This window comes from Campylobacter porcelli, from assembly GCF_002139855.1.
Taxonomy (GTDB): domain Bacteria; phylum Campylobacterota; class Campylobacteria; order Campylobacterales; family Campylobacteraceae; genus Campylobacter; species Campylobacter porcelli.
On record NZ_CP018789.1, the window covers coordinates 411996 to 436297 of the forward strand.

24 protein-coding genes are annotated in these 24302 nt (G+C 34.3%); all 24 read left to right on the forward strand.

The window, feature by feature from the left end; all coding sequences use genetic code 11:
* Positions 1-54 precede the first annotated feature (54 nt).
* The 24 genes from CSUIS_RS02040 (at position 55) to CSUIS_RS02160 (ending at position 24301) form a co-directional block, all read left to right on the forward strand.
* Positions 55-606, forward strand: a complete 552-nt coding sequence (locus CSUIS_RS02040; RefSeq protein ID WP_086296905.1) for a DUF507 family protein — start codon at positions 55-57, stop codon at positions 604-606.
* Positions 606-1724 carry a glutamine-hydrolyzing carbamoyl-phosphate synthase small subunit gene (gene carA, locus CSUIS_RS02045; RefSeq protein WP_086296906.1) on the forward strand — a complete coding sequence of 373 codons (1119 nt, stop codon included), beginning with the start codon at positions 606-608 and terminating at the stop codon, positions 1722-1724. Before CSUIS_RS02040 ends, carA begins: the two co-directional genes overlap by 1 nt.
* The gene (locus tag CSUIS_RS02050) at positions 1724-2389 is read left to right on the forward strand and encodes a sulfite exporter TauE/SafE family protein (protein ID WP_086296907.1); all 666 of its coding nucleotides are present in this window, start codon (positions 1724-1726) and stop codon (positions 2387-2389) included. The genes carA and CSUIS_RS02050 overlap by 1 nt, the downstream gene beginning before the upstream one ends.
* A 20-nt stretch (positions 2390-2409) precedes the next feature.
* The gene (locus CSUIS_RS02055; RefSeq protein ID WP_086237721.1) at positions 2410-3096 is read left to right on the forward strand and encodes a response regulator transcription factor; all 687 of its coding nucleotides are present in this window, start codon (positions 2410-2412) and stop codon (positions 3094-3096) included.
* A 189-nt stretch (positions 3097-3285) separates the two neighbouring features.
* On the forward strand, positions 3286-4752 hold the full coding sequence (gene ccoN, locus CSUIS_RS02060; protein ID WP_086293511.1) for a cytochrome-c oxidase, cbb3-type subunit I: 1467 nt from the start codon (positions 3286-3288) through the stop codon (positions 4750-4752).
* A 10-nt stretch (positions 4753-4762) separates the two neighbouring features.
* Entirely contained in the window at positions 4763-5428 is a 666-nt protein-coding gene (gene ccoO / locus CSUIS_RS02065; protein WP_086296908.1) for a cytochrome-c oxidase, cbb3-type subunit II, read from the forward strand.
* 8 nt (positions 5429-5436) lie between these two features.
* The gene (locus CSUIS_RS02070) at positions 5437-5667 is read left to right on the forward strand and encodes a cytochrome c oxidase, cbb3-type, CcoQ subunit (protein WP_086237718.1); all 231 of its coding nucleotides are present in this window, start codon (positions 5437-5439) and stop codon (positions 5665-5667) included.
* Complete coding sequence (locus tag CSUIS_RS02075) at positions 5664-6536, forward strand: cbb3-type cytochrome c oxidase N-terminal domain-containing protein (RefSeq protein WP_086237717.1); 873 nt, start codon at positions 5664-5666, stop codon at positions 6534-6536. The genes CSUIS_RS02070 and CSUIS_RS02075 overlap by 4 nt, the downstream gene beginning before the upstream one ends.
* 1 nt (position 6537) lies before the next feature.
* On the forward strand, positions 6538-6756 hold the full coding sequence (locus tag CSUIS_RS02080; RefSeq protein WP_086237716.1) for a DUF4006 family protein: 219 nt from the start codon (positions 6538-6540) through the stop codon (positions 6754-6756).
* A 107-nt stretch (positions 6757-6863) separates the two neighbouring features.
* On the forward strand, positions 6864-7475 hold the full coding sequence (locus tag CSUIS_RS02090) for a TPM domain-containing protein (RefSeq protein WP_180379366.1): 612 nt from the start codon (positions 6864-6866) through the stop codon (positions 7473-7475).
* Entirely contained in the window at positions 7462-7995 is a 534-nt protein-coding gene (locus tag CSUIS_RS02095; protein ID WP_086296909.1) for a hypothetical protein, read from the forward strand. Before CSUIS_RS02090 ends, CSUIS_RS02095 begins: the two co-directional genes overlap by 14 nt.
* Positions 7949-10342, forward strand: a complete 2394-nt coding sequence (locus CSUIS_RS02100) for a PD-(D/E)XK nuclease family protein (RefSeq protein ID WP_192940199.1) — start codon at positions 7949-7951, stop codon at positions 10340-10342. Before CSUIS_RS02095 ends, CSUIS_RS02100 begins: the two co-directional genes overlap by 47 nt.
* Positions 10339-13098, forward strand: a complete 2760-nt coding sequence (locus CSUIS_RS02105; protein WP_192940200.1) for a RecB-like helicase — start codon at positions 10339-10341, stop codon at positions 13096-13098. Before CSUIS_RS02100 ends, CSUIS_RS02105 begins: the two co-directional genes overlap by 4 nt.
* A gap of 87 nt (positions 13099-13185) precedes the next feature.
* Positions 13186-13611 carry a 50S ribosomal protein L13 gene (gene rplM / locus CSUIS_RS02110; RefSeq protein WP_086237711.1) on the forward strand — a complete coding sequence of 142 codons (426 nt, stop codon included), beginning with the start codon at positions 13186-13188 and terminating at the stop codon, positions 13609-13611.
* 2 nt (positions 13612-13613) lie between these two features.
* The gene (rpsI, locus tag CSUIS_RS02115) at positions 13614-14003 is read left to right on the forward strand and encodes a 30S ribosomal protein S9 (protein WP_086237710.1); all 390 of its coding nucleotides are present in this window, start codon (positions 13614-13616) and stop codon (positions 14001-14003) included.
* A gap of 277 nt (positions 14004-14280) precedes the next feature.
* Positions 14281-15297: an OmpA family protein gene (locus CSUIS_RS02120; RefSeq protein WP_086296912.1), complete on the forward strand. Its 1017-nt coding sequence runs from the start codon at positions 14281-14283 to the stop codon at positions 15295-15297.
* A 38-nt stretch (positions 15298-15335) separates the two neighbouring features.
* Positions 15336-16139: a mechanosensitive ion channel family protein gene (locus CSUIS_RS02125; RefSeq protein ID WP_236860789.1), complete on the forward strand. Its 804-nt coding sequence runs from the start codon at positions 15336-15338 to the stop codon at positions 16137-16139.
* Positions 16129-16785, forward strand: coding sequence for an HAD family hydrolase (locus tag CSUIS_RS02130; RefSeq protein WP_086237707.1), 657 nt, complete (start codon positions 16129-16131; stop codon positions 16783-16785). Before CSUIS_RS02125 ends, CSUIS_RS02130 begins: the two co-directional genes overlap by 11 nt.
* 280 nt (positions 16786-17065) lie before the next feature.
* The gene (nifJ, locus tag CSUIS_RS02135; protein WP_086296915.1) at positions 17066-20617 is read left to right on the forward strand and encodes a pyruvate:ferredoxin (flavodoxin) oxidoreductase; all 3552 of its coding nucleotides are present in this window, start codon (positions 17066-17068) and stop codon (positions 20615-20617) included.
* Positions 20618-20812: 195 nt separating this feature from the next.
* A complete protein-coding gene (locus CSUIS_RS02140) occupies positions 20813-21706 on the forward strand; it encodes a DMT family transporter (RefSeq protein WP_086296916.1) in 894 nt (297 codons plus the stop codon).
* A 103-nt stretch (positions 21707-21809) separates the two neighbouring features.
* On the forward strand, positions 21810-22802 hold the full coding sequence (locus CSUIS_RS02145) for a type II asparaginase (protein ID WP_086296917.1): 993 nt from the start codon (positions 21810-21812) through the stop codon (positions 22800-22802).
* Between the two features lie 59 nt (positions 22803-22861).
* Positions 22862-23665 carry a 3-deoxy-8-phosphooctulonate synthase gene (gene kdsA, locus CSUIS_RS02150; protein WP_086293527.1) on the forward strand — a complete coding sequence of 268 codons (804 nt, stop codon included), beginning with the start codon at positions 22862-22864 and terminating at the stop codon, positions 23663-23665.
* Positions 23655-23981 carry an SMR family transporter gene (locus CSUIS_RS02155; RefSeq protein ID WP_086296918.1) on the forward strand — a complete coding sequence of 109 codons (327 nt, stop codon included), beginning with the start codon at positions 23655-23657 and terminating at the stop codon, positions 23979-23981. The genes kdsA and CSUIS_RS02155 overlap by 11 nt, the downstream gene beginning before the upstream one ends.
* Positions 23978-24301: a DMT family transporter gene (locus tag CSUIS_RS02160; RefSeq protein ID WP_086296919.1), complete on the forward strand. Its 324-nt coding sequence runs from the start codon at positions 23978-23980 to the stop codon at positions 24299-24301. The genes CSUIS_RS02155 and CSUIS_RS02160 overlap by 4 nt, the downstream gene beginning before the upstream one ends.
* Position 24302: the final 1 nt, after the last annotated feature.

Below are 24302 nucleotides of genomic sequence, written 5' to 3' on the forward strand. Positions count from 1 at the left end.
ATTTTATATATTTTTTTGATAAAATTAGCCAAAAAATTTATAAAGGCCATTTAAATGCGTATTAAACTCCCACATGCTCCATATATAGCAAGAAAAATTGCAATTGATCTATTAAATTCTGGTTTTATTAAATTTAAGAGCGGAACTGAGCCTATAGCGGCTGTGGCTAAAGATATTCTTTGTGTTGATATAAATAAAGAAAGAGCGTTAGAAGAGCGTGTAAAAGAGCTTTTGGATCAAAATGAAAATGAGATTGATTTTATGCAAGTTGATCGCAAGAGTATGTTTTGGCTCATTAAGAAAAAATTAGCCAAAGATTTTGGCGTAATGCTTGCTTATGATGATCGTTATAGTAGCTTATCACATGAGATTTTACAAAAATTATGGAAAGATGATTTAATAGATTATGAAGTTTCAGAAAATAGGGTAAAAAATTTAATTTATAACGCCATAGAAAGCTATCTAAAGCAGTATGAGGCTATCGAAGATAGTGTAATTGACCGCTTAGAAAACTATAAAAAGAAAGTGGTCCCAGGCACAGATGAGTATGATTTGATATTTGAGAAATTATACGAAGAAGAGCTACGCAAAAGAGGAATGATATAATGAAGTCTTATATATATTTAGAAAATGGTATCTATTTAGAGGCTAAGGCTTTTGGTAAGGGCGGAAGTGCCTTTGGGGAGCTTGTGTTTAATACGTCTTTGACTGGATATGAAGAGATCATCACAGACCCAAGCTACGCTGGGCAATTTATCATATTTACTATGCCAGAAATTGGGATTGTAGGGATAAATGATGATGACAAAGAGAGCAGTAAAATTCACGCAAGTGGTGTATTTATGCGTAATTTTAATGCCAATCCAAGTAATTTTAGATCCCAAGAGAGCATTGAGAAGTTTTTTTACGATCAAGGCAAATTTGGAATATATGATATAGATACTAGATATTTAACCAAAATGCTAAGAGATGGTGGAAATTTAAGAGCATATGTATCAACTCAAATTAGCGATAAAAATGAGCTAAAAAAAGCTTTAGAAAGTAGCGCTAGAATCGATGAAATAAACTATGTAAGCGTTGTTAGCACCAAAGAGCCATATACTCATCTTTTCACAAGATGGGAGCATAAAAATCAATCTTATGGTAGTGTCAAATCCATTGGCAAAAGGGTTGCGGTGATTGATTATGGGGTAAAAAGAAATATATTAAATGAGCTTTGTAGCGTTGGTCTTGAGCTTGAGGTTTATCCGCATGATGTAAGGGCTGAGATTTTGATAGATAAATTTAATAAAGGTCAAATCCATGGAGTATTTTTAAGCAATGGTCCAGGCGAGCCTAGAATGCTAGTAGATGAGATAGCACAAATCAAAAAGCTAATTGCGGCAAATATCCCTATGTTTGGTATATGTCTTGGTCATCAGCTGCTATCTAATGCCTATGGTTATGAGACTTATAAGCTTAAATTTGGACAACATGGAGCAAATCACCCAGTTCAAAATTTAGATACAAAAAGCATAGAGATCACAGCGCAAAATCATAATTATAATGTCCCAGAGAGCATTTGTGAAGTAGCTACAATTACTCATAGAAATCTTTTTGATAATACAATCGAAGGCGTGTGCTATAATGGTGGCAAGGTCTTTTCAGTTCAGCATCATCCAGAGGCAAGTAGTGGGCCAAATGAGAGTAAGTATATATTTAATAAATTTGTAGAAATCTTATAATGGAGCTAACTACAATTCTTACCACCATTGCCCTTGGGATAGGCTTTAGCCTCTCTCATTGCATTGGTATGTGTGGTGGATTTGTAGCAGCTTGTAATCTTAAGCTTAGCAAAACAGATAGAATAACCCATTTTATCTTATCTCTTGGTTATCATTTAAGTAGAGTTTTGGCCTATGTGATTTTAGGTATTTTGTTTGGTCTTTTTGGCTCGGCAGTTATCTTTAGCGGCTTTAGCAAGGGATTATTTATCTTTTTTGCTGGAGTTATCTTAATAATTTTATCTTTTGCCATTTTTAAAAGAGGTAGGCTCCTTTCTTGTATTGAAAATCAAAAAATAATCTCGTTTATAATGTCGCTACTTAGTAAATTCAGACAAAAAAATAGCACTATATCGCTTCTAATCTTGGGTTTTTTAAATGGGCTTTTGCCTTGTGGGGTTGTATATTATTTTCTAGCTATCTCATTTGGAAGTGGATCGATAATAGAAGGGGCGGCGATTATGGCTATTTTTGGTCTTAGTACTATTCCAGTTATGATGGGGTTTGGCGGTATTTTGTCAGCCATTGGTGCTAAATTTAAAAATTATATAAATTTAGTCTCATTTTTTATTATGCTTGGATATGGAATTTACCTTTTATATTTAGGATTTATGGTATTAAAATGAGATAATTAATAGGGGTTAGCGTGAATGAGATTTTAAAGTCTTTGACTATTTTGTTTGTAGAAGATGATAATGATGTAAAAAGCTGGGTATCTAAGTCTATAGATGGCGTTTTTAAAAATTTGATTTTGGCTAAAAATGGAGATGAAGGGCTAAAGAAATTTAAAAAATACAATCCCGATATAGTAATTACCGATATTGTAATGCCTATTATAGATGGACTAGAGATGACTAAGCAGATTAAGAGTATATCTAGATCCACTCCGGTAATTGTGCTTAGTGCCTTTAGCGATCAAGATAGATTGCTAGGTGCGATCGATGCAGGGGTTAATAAATATTTAATAAAGCCAGTTGAAATGCAGGAGCTTTTGGAGATTATATATAAATTTGCTAAGGATATGGGATTTATAGCTCAAGTTGATTTTGGTAATGGAGTTAAATTTGATAAAGCCAAAAGAGCTCTTATAAATAGCGATGGAGTAGAGATATCTTTGACTAAAAAGGAGATAGCATTTTTGATGCTTTTAACTCAAAGAATGGATACTTTGGTTTTGCATGAAGATATTAAGCAAAGAGTTTGGACAGGTCAGAAGGTAAGTGAAGCGGCAATTAGAACATTTGTAAAGCGAATTAGGGATAAAATTGGAGCAAATTTAATCAAAAATATCTCTGGTCTTGGCTATAAAATCACAACAAATGATGAAAAATGAGTAAAATCGTAACATTAAATTAAATTTTGTTATTTACAGAGTTACCTTAAAATGCGGTAACTCCACGCATATTTATTAAATGTAAAATATTTTAAATTTATTTTGTTTATTTTAAGTTAATTTATATTTTATTTACCATATAATTATAGATATTTTTTAAAGATAATAAACTTTACAGGAGGACTTTTAATGCAGCCAAGTAATGCATTGAACTACGACTATACAGTCGCTAAGTACTTCATGTTTACCACTATTATTTTTGGTATAGTTGGTATGGGTATTGGTACTTTGATAGCCTTTCAGCTAGCATACCCAGATCTTAACTATCTAGCTGGTGAATATGGAACATTTAGTCGTCTTAGACCGCTTCATACAAATGGCGTTATCTATGGATTTATGTTATCAGGTATCTTTGCTACCTGGTATTATATCGGACAAAGAGTGCTTAAGGTCTCTATGAGCGAATCTAAATTTTTAATGTTTATAGGCAAGTTGCACTTTTGGCTATATGTGCTAGTTATAGCTTTAGCAGTTATTACTCTTTTTGCTGGTGTTTCTACATCTAAGGAGTATGCAGAGCTTGAGTGGCCTATTGATATTATAGTTGTTGTTGTGTGGGTTTTATGGGGAGTTTCTATATTTGGACTTATCGGAATTCGCCGTGAAAAAACACTTTATATCTCACTTTGGTATTATATCGCTACATTCCTTGGCGTGGCTATGCTATATCTATTTAATAATATGGAAGTTCCTACTCGTTTAGTTACAGGTATGGGTAGCTGGATTCACTCTGTATCTATGTATGCTGGCACAAATGACGCATTAGTTCAATGGTGGTTTGGTCATAATGCAGTTGCGTTTGTATTTACAGTAGCTATTATCGCACAAATTTACTATTTCTTACCAAAAGAGAGCGGTCAGCCAATATTTAGCTACAAGCTATCATTATTCTCATTTTGGGGTCTTATGTTTGTCTATCTTTGGGCTGGTGGTCACCACCTTATCTACTCTACGGTGCCAGATTGGATGCAGACTATGGGATCTATATTCTCTATAGTTCTTATTTTGCCTAGTTGGGGTTCAGCTATAAATATACTTTTAACAATGAAGGGTGAATGGGGACAACTAAGAGAAAATCCACTAATCAAATTTATGGTTTTAGCCTCTACATTCTATATGTTCTCTACTCTTGAAGGACCGATTCTTTCAATAAAATCAGTAAATGCACTAGCTCACTTCACTGATTGGATCCCAGGGCATGTCCATGATGGGACTCTTGGCTGGGTTGGATTTATGACTATGGCTGCACTATACCATATGACTCCACGCATATTTAAAAGAGAACTTTATAGCAAATCTTTGATGGAAGCACAATTTTGGATCCAAACAACAGGTATAGTTTTATACTTTGCTTCTATGTGGATAGCTGGAATTACTCAAGGTATGATGTGGAGAGCTACTGATGAGTATGGTAACCTTGCTTACTCATTTATAGATACTGTTACTGTTTTAATTCCATATTATTGGATTAGGGCTATAGGCGGTCTATTGTATTTAATCGGATTTTTCATGTTTGCTTACAATATTATGAAATCTATCTCATCAAGTAAGCCTATAGATCGTGAGCCAGTTAGTGCTTCACCGATGGCTGCGTAAGGAGGAATGAATGTTTAGTTGGTTAGAGAAAAATCCATTCTTTTTTGCGGTATTTGTGTTTATCTTTATAGCTTATGCTGGTATTGTGGAAATTTTGCCAGATTTTGCTGATCGTGCTAGACCTGTAGAGCATAAAAAGCCATATACAGTCTTACAATTAGCTGGTCGTAATGTATATATAGCTGATAGCTGTAATGCATGCCACTCTCAATTAATTCGCCCATTTAAGTCTGAAACTGATAGATATGGTATGTATTCAGTAAGTGGTGAATTTGCCTATGATAGACCATTTTTATGGGGATCAAAGAGAACTGGACCAGATTTAGCTAGAATTGGTAATTATAGAAGTGTTGATTGGCATGAAAATCATATGAAAGACCCAGTAAGTGTCGTTCCAGGCTCTATAATGCCTGCGTATAAACATATGTTTAATAAAAATGCTGATATAGAAACAGCCTATGCTGAAGCTTTAACGGTTAAAAAGGTATTTAATGTCCCTTATGATATTGAGGGTATGCCAAAACTAGGTAGCTGGGAGGAGGCTCAAGCGCAGGTAAAAGCAGAAGCGGAGGCTATTATAAGCCAAATGAAAGATCAAGATGTGAAAGATGCGTTTGCTAGAGGCGAAATTCGTCAGATTGTCGCATTGATTGCATATCTAAATAGCTTAAAATAGGGTTTGTTATGAGTATAGAGACTATGAGAGAACTTCAAGCTTATGGCTTTTATATAATGTTAGTAGCTATGGTGGTTATACTATATAGCTACTGGTTTCATTTAAAAAGGTCAGAAAAAGTAGGCAGAAAAGATTATGAAAAATACTCAAATTTAGCCTTAAATGATAATTTACAAGATGATGTTCTTGAGAGTCTCTCATCTTCAGACAAAGATGATAATAGGAGCGTTAAAAAATGAAATGGTTTAATCTAGAAGACAATGTAAATTCGCTTTCTATTCTTGGTGCTATAGCTATTATCTTATTGACCTTGATTGTCGTAGGTAGGCTATTTAAACTAATGAAAGTGAAAAAAGAAGGTGGCGAATTAAGTGAGCATAACTGGGATGGAATAGGCGAGTATAAAAACCCAATACCGGTTGGTTGGGCTGTGGTGTTTGTTTTGACTATAGCTTGGGCTATATGGTATTTCTTATTTGGTTATCCTTTAAATTCATATTCTCAAATTGGAGAATACAATGAAGAGGTAAAAAGATATAATGCAAACTTCCAAGCGAAATTTCACAATGCTACTAAAGATGAGTTAAAAGCTATTGGTGAGCAAGTATTTTTAGTCCAATGTGCGGCTTGCCATGGTATAACAGGCGATGGGATAAATGGCAAAGCGGCTAATTTAATAGAGTGGGGTAGCGAAAAAGGCATTTATGATGCTATTATCAAAGGCTCAAAAGGTCTAGGCTATCCACTAGGAGATATGCCAAATGCTGTTGATAATGGCATTGATGAGACTACTGCTAAGGCAATAGCTGCATTTACCGCTAAGGAGATAACGGCTATTAAATCTACTATAAATGAGGATTTAGTAGAGATTGGTCGTGCGGCATGGGCTACTTGTGCGGCTTGTCATGGAGAAGATGGTAAGGGTATGGATGGTATGGCTCCAGATCTTAGCACATATGGTTCAAGCGATTTTGTAGTAGAAGTTTTAAAACGCGGTAAGAGTGGTGATATCGGTCATATGCCTAAATTTACAGATACAGGACTTATTAATCCTACTCAAGAAAAAGCCGTTGGCGAATATATAATCTCGCTTTCAAAAGGAGAATAGTATGGAAAATATGAATAGATCTGTATTTGGTCTTGGCGGTGTTAGCGGTATGCTGATTGCTACTGTTCTTTTACTATCTATATTAGTTGTGCTTACATATCTTGGTATAGTAGCTCAGCAAGATGTAATGCAAAAACCATATAAATTAGTAGATCCATCATCTGTTGAGATGAGAAGTAGTGTTCAAAAAGCTGCTGAAGTTATGGTAATTAAGGAGTAAGATATGTCTAATTTACTAGAATCGTTGATTGTTATCGGACTTGTTATCGCAGCCGTTATCACTGCTTGGTCAGTTCTTACACCAAATAGTCTTTATATCGGATGATATTGTTTAATATTTTTAAGAGTGGCTTTATAGCTGCTCTTTTTGGTCTAGGTGCTTATGGCGTGGTTGTAGATAATGCTAATATTATAAGCGATGCGGTGGAGGTAAAATTAAATTTAATCGGCGAAGAGTTAAAGAGTAAAACTGGCGTTAGCTTGGATTTGCTTACTATATCTGATTTAAATGGTTCTACGCTAAAAGATGCCGCATCTGGGCATATATCAACTTTAAAGCCACCTTATGTAGTTTTAGCTATATTTCCTAAAGACTTTTCTAGCAAGGCTGGTAAGCTTGATATTTTTGCTTCAAGTGATGCTTTGGGGCTTTTTGACAAAGAAGCCGTATTAAGCCCATTTCCACAAACTGGCTCCATAATCCCACTGCTGACACAAAATAAGGGTAAGGATATTTATAATTCCTCTATGTTAAATGGCTATGCTGATATAGCCGACCAAATAGCATATAGCAAAAATATAAGCTTAGAAACTTCAATAGGCTCACAAAATAGAGACACTATAAATATCTTTAGATACTTAATATATGGGACAATTATTTTTGTGATTATTTTCTTAACTATTCGTAAATTTAAAAAGGCTAATAATGCAAACTCGTAAAACATTTTGGCCATATGGTATTTTAATCTCCATATTTGCCATAGTATGTGCTTGTGCTTACACTATATATTATTCGCTGGATTATCCTGTATATATGGATGATTACTACTTTGATAAGTATCAAAAAGTAGATAGTAAATTTAATGATATTCAAGCCGCACAATCAAATTTTAATAGAGAATTTAGCTTTGATTTAACTCCGCAAATTGAGCTAAATGGTGAGATTTTACCAAATGAAGTAGAAAAACTTCGTAAAAGAAAAACCGCCACAATAGTGCCATTAAACCAAGATTTTACTCTTAAATTCGATACAAATGCTACTAAATATAGTGCTAAAATATTACTCACTCGCCCAGATAGTAGTGAATTTGATAAAGAGTTAGCACCTCAAATTTTAGATGGTAAATTGATAATAAACAATCTTAATCTAACCAAAGCAGGTAGGTGGCAGCTAAAGGCTAAACTCGCTGTTGATGAGAATAAAACTGGATTTTATCAAGTGGAGTTGTATGCCAAATAGGACGCTTTTTGTTCTTAGTTCATCTAGGAATGTAAGGGATTTTTACTCTAATGAGCTAGGGGCAAATTCGCTTTTGCCAAAAAGTATTAGTATAGCTGATTTTTTCACTCAAATTATCTATGTGCCTAATAGACGCTGTGCTACTCAAATAGAGTGTTTGCTCCATATGCAAACGGCAATTAGCAAGGTTAAAAATATCTCAAAAATCTTAAATATCAAAGATGAATTTTTGCTATTTTTAAAAAATTCACACTATCTTTTCTCATTTTTTAAAGAGCTTAGTAGAGAAAAATGCTCCATATCTGATTTAAATATGGCTGATACATACGCAAGCTATGAGGAGCATTTGGCTATTTTAGATAATTTAGGGCGGATTTATAAAAAGAGCTTAGAAGAGTTAAATTTATATGATGATATAGTAGTTAGCGATTGCTATGAGATTAATCTAAATTTTATTAATAATTTTGATAAGATTGAGTTTAGACTTGATGGGAATTTGACCGCTTTGGATTGGGAGATATTGATTAAGGTAAGTGAGCAAATTCCATTTATTATAAGCGTTGATTGTAGTAAATTTAATCAAAAAATTATAAAAGAGATTACCCATTTTACGGGTTTAAATTTAAAAATCGGCTATAGTTATAAGATTAATTTAAGCGATAGAATTATAGAAGAAGAGATAAAATTAAACACTCAGCCAACAATCAATCTTAAAGGATTTTCTCTTCGCAGCTTACAAGCGGCTTTTGTATTTGATGAGATTTCTAAGATGGTTAAGAGTGGAATAGAGCCGCAAAATATCGCCGTGATACTACCTGATGAGAGCTTTGCTTTGATACTACAAAATCTTGATGAGAATAATATGCTAAATTACGCTATGGGTAAAAGCTTGAAAAATAGCCCTATTTATATAATTTTGCATAGCATAAAAGAGGCAGTTATAGAAGAGCTAGAGTATGAATTTGATGAGAATTATATCAAAAAAGCCAAAAATCCAAACCAAATAATCGCCACTTTAAATGACTTCAAGCTACCTGTGCAGCTATATGGCGATATAAAAAATATATTTTATAGCAAGGCTGATTTTGATAGTTTTGAGAATTTGATAAAATCCATATCAAACTGCGTGAAAATAGATTCTGAAGTGGCTGAGATTATCCAAGGTGAATTATTTACCATTAAAAATCTTTTGCGTCAAATTGAGCTTAAATTTAGCGATATTTTTGAGCTATTTTTGCTTAATATCTCGACTAAAACCCAAAGTATGGTTGGTGGGGGATTGGTAACTGCGATGGGAATTTTAGAGAGTCGCTCAAAGGCGTATGATGGGGTGATAATTGTAGATTTTAATGACTCATTTGTGCCAAAAAGAAGCCATAAAGAGATGTTTTTAAGCTCATCAGTTAGGAAAAATGCTGGATTAATCAGCCATAGTGATAGGGAAAATTTACAAAGATTTTATTATGAAAGCCTGATAAATAGGGCTAAGATGGTATCTATTAGCTATGTTGAGAATGATGAGCAGATGGTATCTAGATTTATTAAGGATTTTAAAAATATCACCCATATTCAAATTCCGCAAATTTCATATGAAAACTCGCTTTATAAAGGCGGAAAATCTATTATTTTAGAGCCTAGCCAAATTATATTAGAGCACGATTTCTTTGATTCTCCAATCTCATTTAGTCGCTTAAATACATATATTAAATGCCCAAGGCAATACTACTATAAATACATTAAAAATATTAGCCAAGATAGATTTAGCGATAAAGAGGCGGTTGAGTTTGGAAGTGCTGTGCATAATGCATTGCAAGAGTATTTTGAGAAATCCCTAGATAAATTTAATAAAGATGAATTTTTAAAGCTATATAGCAAGTATGAAGATAGCGATACAACCTTGAAAAATGAGCTTTTTAAGATTAAGCTTGATGAGTTTGAAATTGAGCAAAATAGCCATTTTGATGATGGTTTTAGTGTTTTGGGTTGTGAGATGGAGATTGAAGCTAAGTTTAATGGAATTCCTATCAAAGGCAAGATTGATAGGGTGGATATAAAAGGCGATGAGATTTGGCTAATTGATTATAAAAGCGGAAGTGTAGATGGGGCATCACTCCAACTAGCATTTTACGAAGCGCTTTATATGGCGAAATTTAATAGAGAAGCTAAAGGCTTTTTCTACTCATTACAAGATAATAAATTTACACCAAATAAAAAAAGTATTGATGAATTAAGTAATACTTTAAAAAAGCTAAAAGATATTAATAAATCCAAAATTCCCTTTAGTCAAAATACAAATTCGTGTGTTTATTGTCCTTATACTCAGATATGCTTAAGGGAATTAAAATGAGTTTTGAGAGCTATTTATGCCTAGAAGCAAGTGCTGGAAGCGGTAAGACATTTGCACTTTCTGTTAGATACATCGCCTTATTATTACAAGGCAATCACCCAAGCAAGATTCTTGCGCTAACTTTTACGAACAAAGCTGCCAATGAGATGTTTCATAGGATTATAACCACATTTTGTAATCTACATGAAGATAAGCAAAAAGGCGAGTTAGCAGAACTTTGTGAGCTTTTAGACAAGGAGCCTAAGCAGATTTTGGCTTTAAGAGATGAGATGATGGATGAGTTTTTATCAAGTGAGCTTAAAATATCTACATTTGACTCATTTTTTGCTACGATTCTTAGGCAATTTAGCTTAAATTTAGGCATTATGCCTGATTTTAATTCAGTAGAAAATAATAAAATATTAGTAAAGAATGAGTTTAAAAAACTGCTAATTTCTAACTCTATGATTACTAGCGTAGCTAAATATTTAAATAGCACAAATAGCAAGGAGAGCGATCTATTTGATAAGCTAGATATGCTTAGCCAGTGTAAATTTAAACCCTATAGCTCCATATGCCCTACCACCAAACTAGCGATGAAAAAGTATGAAGAGCTATGTGATGTAGCGTTAAAATTAAGTAGCCATAAGAACTATATAAAGAATTTTAATAAAAATTTAAGCTTAAAAGATATAGTTGAAAAGCCAATTGTCAAAGCTATAAATACAGATTATTTTGAAAAAGTAATTGATAATGCCGAGTTTAATAGTGCTAGAGATGCATTTATAAGTGCGGCTAAAGAGTATTATCTAGCTCTTGAGAAGTATGAAATAGCTCAAATTTCAAATTTGATTAATCTATATAAACAAGCTATTATAAATGTAAATCGCCGTGAAAATAGCTTGAGTTTTGCTGATATTGCAAACTGGGTAAATGAGCTACTAACGAGCAAAAATAAGCAAGATATTGATATGCTATATTTTCGCCTTGATGCTAGGATTAAGCATATTTTGATTGATGAATTTCAAGATACTAGCGTAAATCAGTATGAGATTTTAGAGCCATTAATCGCTGAAAGTGTGGCTGGAATAGGGCAAAGTGGTCTTGGGAGCTTCTTTTATGTAGGCGATACAAAGCAGAGTATTTATAGATTTCGTGGTGGGCAAAGTGGGCTTTTTAATAAGCTCAAAGATGATTTTTCACAGATCAAAACTCAAAATTTAGGTAAAAATTATCGCAGCGATAAGTTCATAGTAGAGTATGTAAATAATATTTTTAGATCAAAATATACAAACTATATAGATCAAATTCCAAATAGCAAAGATGATGGCTATGTAAAGGTTGATAGATTTGATTTTAATGAGTATTTGGATAAAATTTATGAAAATATCACCCATCTAAGCCAATCTGGCGTAGCATATAGCGATATGGCGATACTTTGCTGGAAAAATGATGATATTTATAAAATTAAGAATTTTTTAGAATCTAAAGGCTTGATAGTATCTACGCAGATGACAAATATGCTTATTAAAAGTGCTAATGTAGCTGCTGTGGTGGCATTTGTCAAATATTGTATTTTAGGTGATGAGATTTACTCCTTAATAGTCTATGAGATTTTAAAAAGCAAAAATGATAAATTAGAGTTAAAAATCGACGCCCCCATCTCTAGCACTCTTAAATTTATCGCAAAATATCTTGGCATTGAGCCTTATGATATTGATATGCTAAAGCTATATGAGATTAGCAATAACTATAGCGATATATATGATTTTATTTTTAATATTGATGAGGATCAGACCAAAAGTGCTAAAAGTAGCCAAAACGGCATTACTATAATGACACTTCATAAGAGCAAAGGGTTGCAGTTTGACCATGTGATTGTGATGGATAGTATAGCAAAATCTAGTGTAGATAGGAATAAATTTCTAATTGAGTATGATTTAAATTCAAATAGATGGGAGATTAGATTAAATAATAAAGCTTTTGAGAATTTAGGCGATGAGAGTTATATAAAGCTTAAAAATAGACAAAAAGAGCTTGATAAAATTGATAAGATAAATGCACTCTATGTCGCACTAACTAGAGCAAAGCATAGCTTAATAATCTTAGCAAAAGATGATCCAAATGGCAAGAATATATCATATTTTACGCAATATATAAGTAATCATAATACAGTGGAGTATCTAAATTTAGATGAGTGTGAGCTAGGAAGTATAAAACCAGCCATTAAAGAGCAAGAGAGTAGCTTGGTTAAGCCAGTTGAGCTTGAGCCATTTATCAAGGTAGCTCGTCAAGAGATTGTAAAAGATGATGAGATAAAAAGTGAGAAAAATCTAGATTTAATATATTTTGGAAATGCGTTACACTACTATCTTGAGAGTTTAAATTTTAATGATATAAAATCACAAAAAATAGCTAATAATTGCCTATATAATAGATTTGGAGCATATCTTGATAGTGATTGTTTAGAAGATATTATATCAAGGGCTAATAGACTTATAAATAATATAGAATTTTTAGAAATTATAGATGGCAAAGAGCTATATAAAGAGCAAGAAATTGGCTTTAATGGAGCATTAAAACGCATAGATTTGCTCTGTATGAATGAGAGCGAAATTTATATCGTTGATTATAAAAGTTCAGATAAAAATTTAGATAAAGATAGGGCTCAAGTGGAGCAATATTTGGAAATTTTATCCCAAATTTATCCAGATAAATCAGTTAAGGCGGCTATAATTTATATATTAAGTGAAAAGATTCAAATTTTAAAACTCTAATATAAAATTTTACTTAAATTCAGCTATTTTTAAGTAAATCTCGCTATAATTTCAGCTCTTAAATTAATATAGATAAAAGGCAAGATTATGACAAAGATAACAAAGCCAAATGAAGTAAAACGAGATTGGATAGTTCTTGATGCTTCTGGAAAGAGATTTGGTAGATTGCTAACTGAAGCCGCTACACTACTTCGTGGCAAACATAAGCCAGGATTTAGCCCAAATGTTGATTGTGGCGATTATGTAATCATCATTAATGCTAGTAAAGCAGAATTTACAGGTGCTAATAAAGCTCAAGAGAAGTTATATCATAGACATTCAGGCTATTTTGGAAGTGTAAAGAGTGAGAAATTTGGTGATTTATTAGCAAATAAACCTGAGAAACTTTATAAATTAGCAGTTCGTGGTATGCTACCTAAGACAAAATTAGGCAAAGAGATGCTTAAAAAATTAAAAATTTATGCTGGTAGTGAGCATCCGCACACTGCACAAATAGCTAAAGAAGGAAAATAATAATGGCAACAACATACGCAACAGGTAAAAGAAAAACAGCAGTTGCTAAGGTTTGGGTAAAACCAGGTAGCGGCAAAATCACAGTAAATGGTATGGATCTAAATAGCTGGCTTGGCGGACACGAAGCTATCAAATTAAAAGTAGTTCAACCCCTACTAGTAACAAAGCAAGAGACTTCTATGGATATAACTGCTACAACTTTAGGTGGTGGATATTCAGCTCAAGCAGAAGCACTTCGCCATGGTATCTCAAGAGCGTTAGCTTCTATTGATGCTACTTTTAGAGCTGCTCTTAAACCACAAGGTCTTCTAACTCGCGATAGCCGTGTTGTTGAGCGTAAAAAATATGGTCGCAGAAAAGCAAGAAGAAGCCCACAATTCTCAAAAAGATAATATCTTTATCAAATTTCCAAAAGCTTTTTTGGCTTTTGGATCTCTTTTAAAATTTAATTTTCTATATTTAGTAAAAATTTATAATAGATTTTCATTAAGTTAATATTGTTTGCTTATAATTCCAATGTCCAACAGATAAACCTCCTTTTTGTAATAGTTTCGGAGTTGAGATTTCAACTCCGATTTTTCATCTCATTTATCAATCTTTTATATTGTTTTAAAGCGATTTAATGTATCATTCCTATATCAATCTATAATTGATTATAAAGGAATTAAGATGAAAAAAATCGTTTTGGCACTTTGTGCGGCTTCAGCACTATTTGCAACTGACAAGTATGAATTAACCATAGTTGGCGGATACGCTCATCCAGAAGGAACTCAAGGCATTGATGACCAAAAATTAATAGGTCTTAGATTAGGCCGAAATCTAGATCTATCATGGCTAAGCCAAATTGAGTTAGGATTTGACTATACTCCAAAGGCTACATTTGAAGATCAAAATGGCAAAGCAGTAGGATATGATACAAGAATTGCTAGATATTTTGTAAATTTAGTCAAAGATTTTGTCTTAACTGATAGATTTTCTATCTATGCTTTAGCAGGTGCTGGCTATCAAGATCTTAGTCGTGAGGCAAATGATGCTGGTGATGATGGATTTGGTCAAGCTGGTCTTGGATTTAAATTTAAAGTTGTAGATAATTTCTCTCTTAAATTAGAAGCTAGAGATGCTATTAATTTTAAAGACGGAGATAACACATTTTTATACACTTTAGGTTTTGCTAGTAGCTTTGGTAGCTCATCAAAAGCTGAGCCTATTGCCACTCCAGTAGCACCTACTCAACCAAATTTAGTAGATGGCGATGATGATAATGATGGTGTATTAAATAGCAAAGATAGATGTCCAAATACCCCAGCTGGAGCTGTAGTTGATGAAAATGGTTGCGAAAAAGTAATTAGATTAAACCTAAATTTACATGCTAATTTCGCAAGCGATAGTGCAACTCTAACTCCAGAATATATCGCTAAAATCGATGAAGTAGCTAAGGTTTTAAATGCAAATCAAGAGTATAAAGTCATATTAGAGGGTCATACTGACTCTACTGGCTCACAAGAGTATAACCAAAAACTATCTGAAAGAAGAGCTAACGCAGTCGCGGCCGAGCTAATCAAAATGGGTGTAAGCAAAGATAGAATTCAAACGATTGGTTATGGCGAATTATCCCCAATTGCTACAAATAAAACTAAAGAGGGACGCGCTCAAAATCGCCGTGTTGATGCTAAATTTAGAAATTAATTATGCAGATTATAACCGGTTTTGATTATACGGTCATATTGGCATTACTTGCCAAATATGGCCTTAGACTTCTCTTTTCACTACTTATATTTCTTATTGGAAAGTGGGTTGTAGGTAGAATTTGTCTTATTTTACAAAGAGTTATTATTAGAGCTAAAGTTGATAAATTAATAGCTAGTTTTATCATCAATGCAGCCAAAACCATCCTTTTAATCATAGTTATTATCGCCGCACTTGCTAACCTTGGCATTGAAACTACATCATTTATAGCTATGTTTGGTGCAATCGGACTTGGCATAGGAATGACATTTAAGGATTCATTTAGCAATGTTGGTGCTGGGATTTTGATTCTATTTTTTAGACCATTTAAAATTGGAGATAGTGTAGAGATTGGCGGTAGTAGCGGTGTTGTTAGTGAGCTAAATTTATTTAATATGTGTATAGCAACTAGCGATGGCAAAAGCATAATTATCCCAAATAAACAGGTTATAAATAGCAAAATTATCAATTTTTCTATAACTCCCACAAGGCGGATTGATCTATCTTTTAGCGTTGATTATAAAGATGATTTGAAGTTAGCAAAAGAGCTGATATTAAATTTAGCAATCAAAAATGAGCTAATATTAAAAGACCCAATTCCAAGCGTATCAGTAAGCGCCCTTGGAGAGCATAGCGTTGATTTAGTGGCTAAATTTTGGGTGCTTAATGAGAATTATACTTCAGCACAATATTCTATGCTTGAGAGTGTGAAAATTGCATTTGACGAAAGTGGAATTAGCATACCATATCCAAAGATTATAACCCATCATATTTATGAAAAAAGAGATGATAATGAGCAATAAACCTACCATTTTATTTGATCTTGATGGGACGCTTATAGACTCTACGGAGGCTATTTTAAATGGATTTTATAAAGCTTTTAAAGAGCATAATCTTACCCAGCCTACAAAGAAGCAAATCTGTTCGCTAATTGGCCATCCGCTTGAGTATATGTTTGCTTCCCTTGGTGTGCCAAAGCACCTTATAGACTCCTTTATCTTAATTTACAAAGATGATTATAGGCAAAACTATCTATCTCAAACTACTCTTTTGCCAGGCGGATTTGAAGCAGTTAGCAAGGCTAGTAAATTTGCAAATTTAGGTGTTGTTACTACTAAAACCTCTTTGTATTCTAAAAATTTGCTTGAAAATTTGGGAATTTTAAAATATTTTAGCGTTGTAATAGGTAGAGATGATGTAACTCACCCAAAGCCAAATCCAGAGCCGATTTTAAAGGCGTTAGAAGTAATTGGTAAAACTTCAAATATCTATATGATAGGAGATACACCAATGGATGCTAAAGCTGCTAAGAGTGTTGGTATTTTTAGTATCGGCGTTACTTGTGGATATGATAGTAGGGAGAATTTGGAGTTGATTTGTGATTATGTTTGCTCTAGTGCCTTAAATGCTATAGAGTATATTATAGCTCAAAATATAGTTAATTTATAAACAATTCATTGAATTTTTATTTAAAACTTATAAATTTATTAAATAAATTCAGATAATTTGTTTCGATTATTTTGATATAAATTTATGGTAAAATCATATTTTGAGCTATTTAATATTAATATAACTGATAATTTATATAAAAATAAATTTATAATTAACCTAGTTTTTAAGTTTTTATAATATAATTACTAATCTTAAGTTAAGTAAAATAATTAAACCAAAATAAGTCTTTAAATTTCTATCTCTTGTAGTAAAATTTAAGCTTAGAAAGGAAATATAGATGAATAAAATTATGAAGACCATGGATGGCAATGAAGCAGCAGCATATGCATCATATGCTTTTACTGAGGTTGCTGGAATATACCCCATAACTCCTAGCTCTCCTATGGCAGACCATGTGGATATATGGGCTAGTGAGGGTAAGAAAAATCTCTTTGGTATGCCTGTTAAAGTAGTAGAGATGCAAAGCGAAGCAGGAGCAGCTGGAACGGTGCATGGAAGCCTTCAAGCTGGAGCATTGACTACTACATTTACAGCCGCTCAAGGGCTATTGCTTAAAATTCCAAATATGTATAAAATCGCAGGTCAAATGCTACCAGGAGTAATCCATGTTGCGGCTCGCTCTATTGCTGCTCAAGCTCTATCTATATTTGGCGATCATCAAGATATATATGCTTGTAGGCAGACTGGTTTTGCTATGCTTGCAACTGGCTCAGTCCAAGAAGTAATGGATTTAGCTGGAGTAGCTCACCTTAGTGCTATTAAGGGTAGAGTGCCATTTATGCACTTCTTTGATGGGTTTAGAACTAGCCATGAAATTCAAAAAATCGAAGTGATGGATTATAGTGTATTTGATAGATTGCTTGATAAAGAGGCGGTTGAAGAGTTTAGACGCACTTCTATGAATCCAGAAAATCCAAAGATTAGAGGAACAGCCCAAAATGATGATATATACTTCCAAACTAGAGAGCTAACAAATAAATTTTATGACGCAATCCCTGATATCGTGGCGTATTATATGGATGAAATATCTAAGGTTACAGGTAGGAAATACGCCCCATTTGTATATTATGGTGCCAAAGATGCCACTAGAGTTATCGTAGCAATGGGTTCAGTAACGCAAACTCTTGAAGAAGTGGTGGATTATCTAAATTCAAAAGGCGAAAAAGTAGGCGTGCTAAAAGTCCATCTATATAGACCATTTAGTATTAAGCATATGTTTGATGTAATGCCTACTTCAGTAGAAAAAATAGCAGTATTAGACCGCACTAAAGAGCCAGGCAGTTTAGGTGAGCCACTATATCTAGATATCAAAGCTGCATATTATGGCAAAGAAAATACCCCAATCATCGTAGGTGGAAGGTATGGCTTAAGCTCAAAAGATGTCGATCCAGCTCAAATGTTAGCAGTTTATGAAAATTTAAATTCACCTACTCCAAAAGATGGATTTACAATAGGGATAATAGATGATGTTTCATTTACTTCATTACCAGTAGGGGATAAAATTTCACTAAGTGATAAAGATTGTATAGAGTGCTTATTTTATGGGCTTGGAGCAGATGGAACAGTAGGAGCAAATAAAAACTCAATTAAAATTATAGGGGACAAAACAGATTTATACGCTCAAGCATATTTTGCTTATGATAGTAAAAAATCAGGTGGATATACTAGAAGCCATTTAAGATTTGGCAAAAACCCTATCCGCTCTACATATTTAGTATCAAATCCGCATTTTATAGCATGTTCGGTGGCGGCATATTTGGATATTTATGATGTGGTAGATGGGTTAAGAGATGGGGGGACATTTTTATTAAATTCCATCTGGGACGCTAAAAAAACGATAGAGAAAATCCCAAATAGAGTAAAACGCATTCTAGCACAAAAAAACGCAAATTTCTATATCCTAAATGCTACCAAATTAGCTTATGAAATAGGTCTAGGAAATCGCACAAATACAATTATGCAATCGGCATTTTTCAAGCTTTCAGGCATTATAGACTATGAAGAAGCTCAAAAATATATGAAAGAGTATGCTTACAAAACCTATCATAAAAAGGGCGATAAAATTGTAGAGATGAACTATAGAGCCATTGATGAGGGTGCTAGTGAGCTTGTAAAAATCGATATTGATCCAAGCTGGGTAAATTTAAGCGATGATGTAAAAGAGGATAAATACAAAGGTAGCGATTTTGTAGAAAATATCGTTAAGCCTATGAACGCAGCTCGTGGGGATTATTTACCGGTTTCAGCCTTTGTGGGGTATGAAGATGGCTCTTTTGAATCTGGCACAACAGAATTTGAAAAGCGAGGCGTAGGGGTAATGGTGCCAAAATGGATAGAGGAGAATTGTATCCAGTGTAATCAATGTGCCTTTGTATGTCCTCACGCTGTTATTAGACCATTTTTAATAGATGAAAATGAGATGGCAAATGCCCCACAAGGCGTAAAAGATAGAGCAATTGACGCTAAAGGCAAGGAGCTAACTGGATTAAAATATAAAATTCAAGTAAGCCCACTAGATTGTACAGGCTGTGAGCTGTGTGCTCATGAGTGCCCAAGCAAAGAGAAATCCCTAGTAATGGTGCCACTAAATGGCGAGATAGAAAAGGGCGAGCAAGAAAATGCTGATTATCTATTTAAAAAAGTAGTATATAAAGATGATTTGATGAATAAGCAAAGTGTCAAAGGCTCAGGCTTTGCTCAACCTTTATTTGAATTCCATGGAGCATGTCCTGGATGCGGTGAAACTCCATATATCACCCTAATTACAAGACTGTTTGGAGAGCAATTAATGGTAGCTAATGCTACTGGATGTAGCTCTATTTATGGTGGATCAGCCCCGTCGGCTCCATATAGAAAATCTAATAAAACTGGCAACGGCGTAGCATGGGCGAATTCGCTTTTTGAAGATAATGCTGAGTTTGGTATGGGTATGGAGATAGCTATGCAAACTATCCGCAATAGAGTAGAGAGCATTATGCTAAATACCAAAGACAAAGCACCAAACGCTATTGCTGCTTTATATAATGACTGGCTAGCTAATAAAAATGATAGGATCGTCACTCAAAGCATTAGAGATACCTTAGTCCCACTTCTTGAAGCAAATTCAAATTTTGAAGGGGCAAAAGAGCTTTTAAGCCTAAAGCAATACATAGCAAAAAAATCACAATGGATTATAGGTGGCGATGGCTGGGCTTATGATATTGGATATGGTGGGCTAGATCATGTATTAGCAAGTGGAGAAAATGTCAATGTCTTAGTGCTTGATACAGAGGTGTATTCAAACACAGGCGGTCAAAGCTCAAAATCTAGCCGAAGTGGCTCAGTAGCACAATTTAGCGCTAGTGGCAAGGCAGTCCAAAAGAAAGATTTGGGTCAAATTTCTATGACTTATGGTAATATTTTTGTAGCTCAAATCAATCTAAATGCTAGTCAAGCAAATGTTATAAAAGCCATCACCGCAGCCGAAGCATATGATGGCCCAAGCCTTATTATAGCTTACTCTCCATGTATCGCTCACGGCATTAAAGGTGGCCTTACTATGTCAGGAGAGCAAGCTGAGTTAGCCACAGCTTGTGGATACTGGCCGACATATGTATATGATCCAAGCCTAGTTTCGCAAGGTAAAAATCCGCTTAAAATTACCTCAAAAGAGCCTAACTGGGATAGATATGAGGAGTTTTTATTAAATGAAGTTCGCTATAACTCGCTTAAAAAAATAAATCCTAGTCACGCTGATGAGCTATTTGCTCAAAATTTAAGCGACGCTAAGCGACGCTATAGACAATTAAAACGCCTAGCCGCAGCTGATTATAGTGATGAGTTAAATTAAATTTAACTTTTTTGACTGATTATTTACCAAATCAGTTATATAATTTTGCTATTAACTGATTTGTTTTGCTCCTTCATCGCCACGGAATTCCGTGGCTTATCACTTTTAATAGCTTCCATAAATCCATATTTTTTATTTTAAATTAAATTAAATTTAATTAATATTACAGATTTAAAATCAAATTTAAGTAAAACAATGAGATACAATAAATTTATAATTCGCCATCTAGGCATCTACTATATGCTAATTGCCTCTATGCTCTTTGCTGGGACTGGGGCATTATCGAAGATTTTAAGCAGTGAGCTTAGCTCCATTGAGATTGTCTTTTTCCGTAATATCATCGGGCTATTTCTTATTATTTTTATGATTTATCAAAAGCCACTTCATCAATCTGGTGGCAAATTTTGGCTACTTGCGTTTCGTGGGATTATAGGGACAATTGGGTTATATGCGTTTTTTTATAATATCGCTCATATAGACCTTGCGACAGCTTTTACATTTTCTAAGACTAGTCCGATTTTTACTGCTTTATTTGCGGCTTTTATATTTAAAGAGAGGCTTAATTATCTTAGTTGGTTTGCGATTTTTATTGGGTTTGTTGGAATTTTGTTTGTAATCGAGCCAACACTTGGAATTAACAAAGATGAGTATATAGGTTTGCTTAGTGGGATTGGTGCGGCGATGGCATATACGAGCATTAGAGGACTTAGAAAGCACTATGATACTAGGGCAATTGTCTTATCATTTATGCTATGTGGGAGTGCCATTCCGCTACTATCAATGATTATTGGGAGCTTTTATTATAAGCCAAATTTGGATTTTTTGATTAGTCCATTTGTAATGCCTAGCTTAAATGGCTGGGGGCTAGTGATTGTGATGGGATTGCTTGCGACTGGGTTTCAAATCTATCTTACCAAAGCCTACGCCGCAAGCAAAAAAGCTGGTGTAGTAGCAGCTGTGGGATATAGCGATGTGGTTTTTAGTATGATTTTTGGGTTGATTTTAGGCGATCCTTTGCCGAGCTCTTTAGCGTTTTTGGGTATTATAATGATTATTGGGGCTGGAGTTTTGGTCGCGTTGAGTTTTTAGTCGAATTTAATGAGTTTTTATATACAATTAAATTTATTTTGAAGGGATAAAGGTATGAGAAAACTTTTATTTTGTATAATGGTTCTTTTTGGTAGGAGTGAGTATGGCACAGGTAAAGCCAAAGGTGGCGATTTTAGCTATAGGTGGCACGATAGCAGGAAGTGCTAATAGTGAATTAGCTACTACAGGCTATAAGGCTGGAGTTTTGGGTATTGATGTGTTAGTAAAAGCCGTGCCTGAGTTAAAAAATTTGGCTGATATTACAGGTGAACAAATCGCCAATATTGATAGCTCAAATATGACAAATGAAATTTGGCTTAAACTCGCTAAGCGTTGTAATGAGCTTTTAAGCAAGGTTGATGGCATAGTCATTACGCATGGCACAGATACTATGGAAGAAACGGCGTTTTTCTTAAGCCTTGTGCTAAAAAGCGATAAACCAGTAGTGCTAGTGGGGGCTATGCGACCTGCTACTGCGATGAGTGCTGATGGTCCTAAAAATCTCTACAACGCCGTAGCATTAGCGGCAAATCCAAGCGCTAAAGGCAAAGGCGTTATGGTAGCAATGAATGATAAAATTTTAAGTGCTAGAGGCGTGGTTAAAACACATACTTTAAATTTAGACGCTTTCTCATCGCCTGATTTTGGTGATTTGGGTTATATCGTAGATGGTAAGGCGTTTTTTTATAATAACGCTACAAAAGCACACACTAAAGATACTCCATTTGATATAAGCAAAATCACAAATTTGCCAAAAGTAGATATACTTTATAGTTATTCAAATGACGGCAACGCCGTAGCAGCAAAGGCTCTATTTGCTAATGGCACTAAGGGTATAGTAGTGGCTGGAAGTGGCGCTGGAAGCATACACGAAGATCAAAAAAACGCCCTAAAAGAGCTTATGAAGCAAGGACTTAAGGTAGTTGTAAGCTCACGAGTTGTAAGTGGTCGTGTAGCCATAAGCGATAGGGATAAAGAGCTTGGTTTTATCAGTGCTGAGGATTTAAATCCGCAAAAAGCTAGAGTTTTATTTATGTTAGCACTAACTAAAACTAATAATACTCAAGAAATTCAAGATTATTTCTTAAAATATTAAATAGGTTTAGCAATATTTAGCTATAATTTGCCAATTAAAATTAAATTTAAGGTGTAAAGATGATATTAATAGCGGGGCCTTGTGTTATTGAGAGTAGGGATTTGGTTTTTAAAGTTGCTGAGAAATTAGCAGAAATAGCAAATTTAGATTGGATAGATTTTTATTTTAAATCCAGTTTTGATAAGGCTAATCGCACAAGTATTAGTAGCTTTAGGGGGCCAGGACTTGAAAATGGGCTAAAAATTTTAGATGAGGTCAAAAGAGAGTTTGGCTTTAAAATTTTAACTGACATTCACGAAAGCTATCAAGCCAAGCCCGCAGCACAAGTAGCAGATGCATTACAAATACCAGCGTTTTTATGTCGCCAGACAGATTTGCTTGTAGCAGCAGCTAAAACCAAAGCTATGGTAAATATCAAAAAGGGGCAATTTCTAAGCCCAGATGCGATGAAGCATAGCGTAAAAAAGGTCTTAGAAACAAGGGGAATAAGCGAATTTGGCTATGAAATAGCTAGAGAAAATGGGGTATTTTTATGCGAGAGAGGCTCCACTTTTGGCTATGGAAATTTAGTAGTGGATATGAGAAGTTTGCCTATTATGAGGGAGTTTGCTCCTGTTGTTTTTGATGCGACTCATAGCGTTCAAATGCCAAGTGCGAATGGCTCTACAAGCGGTGGCGATAGCAGATTTGTGCCATATCTTGCTAGGGCTGCAGCGGCTGTGGGCGTAGATGGATTTTTCTATGAAACTCATATAAATCCATGCGAAGCTATGTGCGATGGACCAAATATGCTTAGCCTAGATAAACTAAAATTAAATTTAGATGAGATAAAAAGGATTAGGGACGCTTTAAATGAGCAATAAGGGCTTTTTTTGGGTTATTGTTGGGGCTACATTTGAAGCGAGTTGGGCCTATGGATTAAAATACGCTAACGCTCCGCTTGAGTGGATTGCTACGGCTATTTTAGTCTGTTGTAGCTTTTTATCATTTATGCTAAGCTTTAAGTATCTTAGTGTAAGCGTGGCATATACTATGTTTATTGGCTTTGGGACTATATTTATAGTAGGTGCTGAGATTATCACTAACTATTTTAATAATGATAGCATTAGCTTTCTTAGAATTTTATTTATTTTGCTTATTATCATCGGTGTCTTAGGGCTTAAAAGGAGTCAGGCATGATATATAGCATTGCACTATTTGGGGCTGGGGTTTGTGAAGTTTTAGGAGTGATTGTATTAAACCAAATGTCAAGAAGCAAAAGCATTGCTAAGCTCTTAAATTTCATACTCCTAATAGCTACTTTTGGTTGCTCTTTATCCTTACTTGGCTATGCTATGAATGAATTTGCAATGTCTGTAGCGTATGCGGTTTGGACTGGTATCGGTGCTGTTGGTGCTGTGGCTGTGGGGGTGGTCTTTAATGGTGAGAAATTCAATATCCCAAAGGCGGTTTATCTATTTTTAATAATTTTTAGTGTAATAATGTTGAAATTAATTTAAG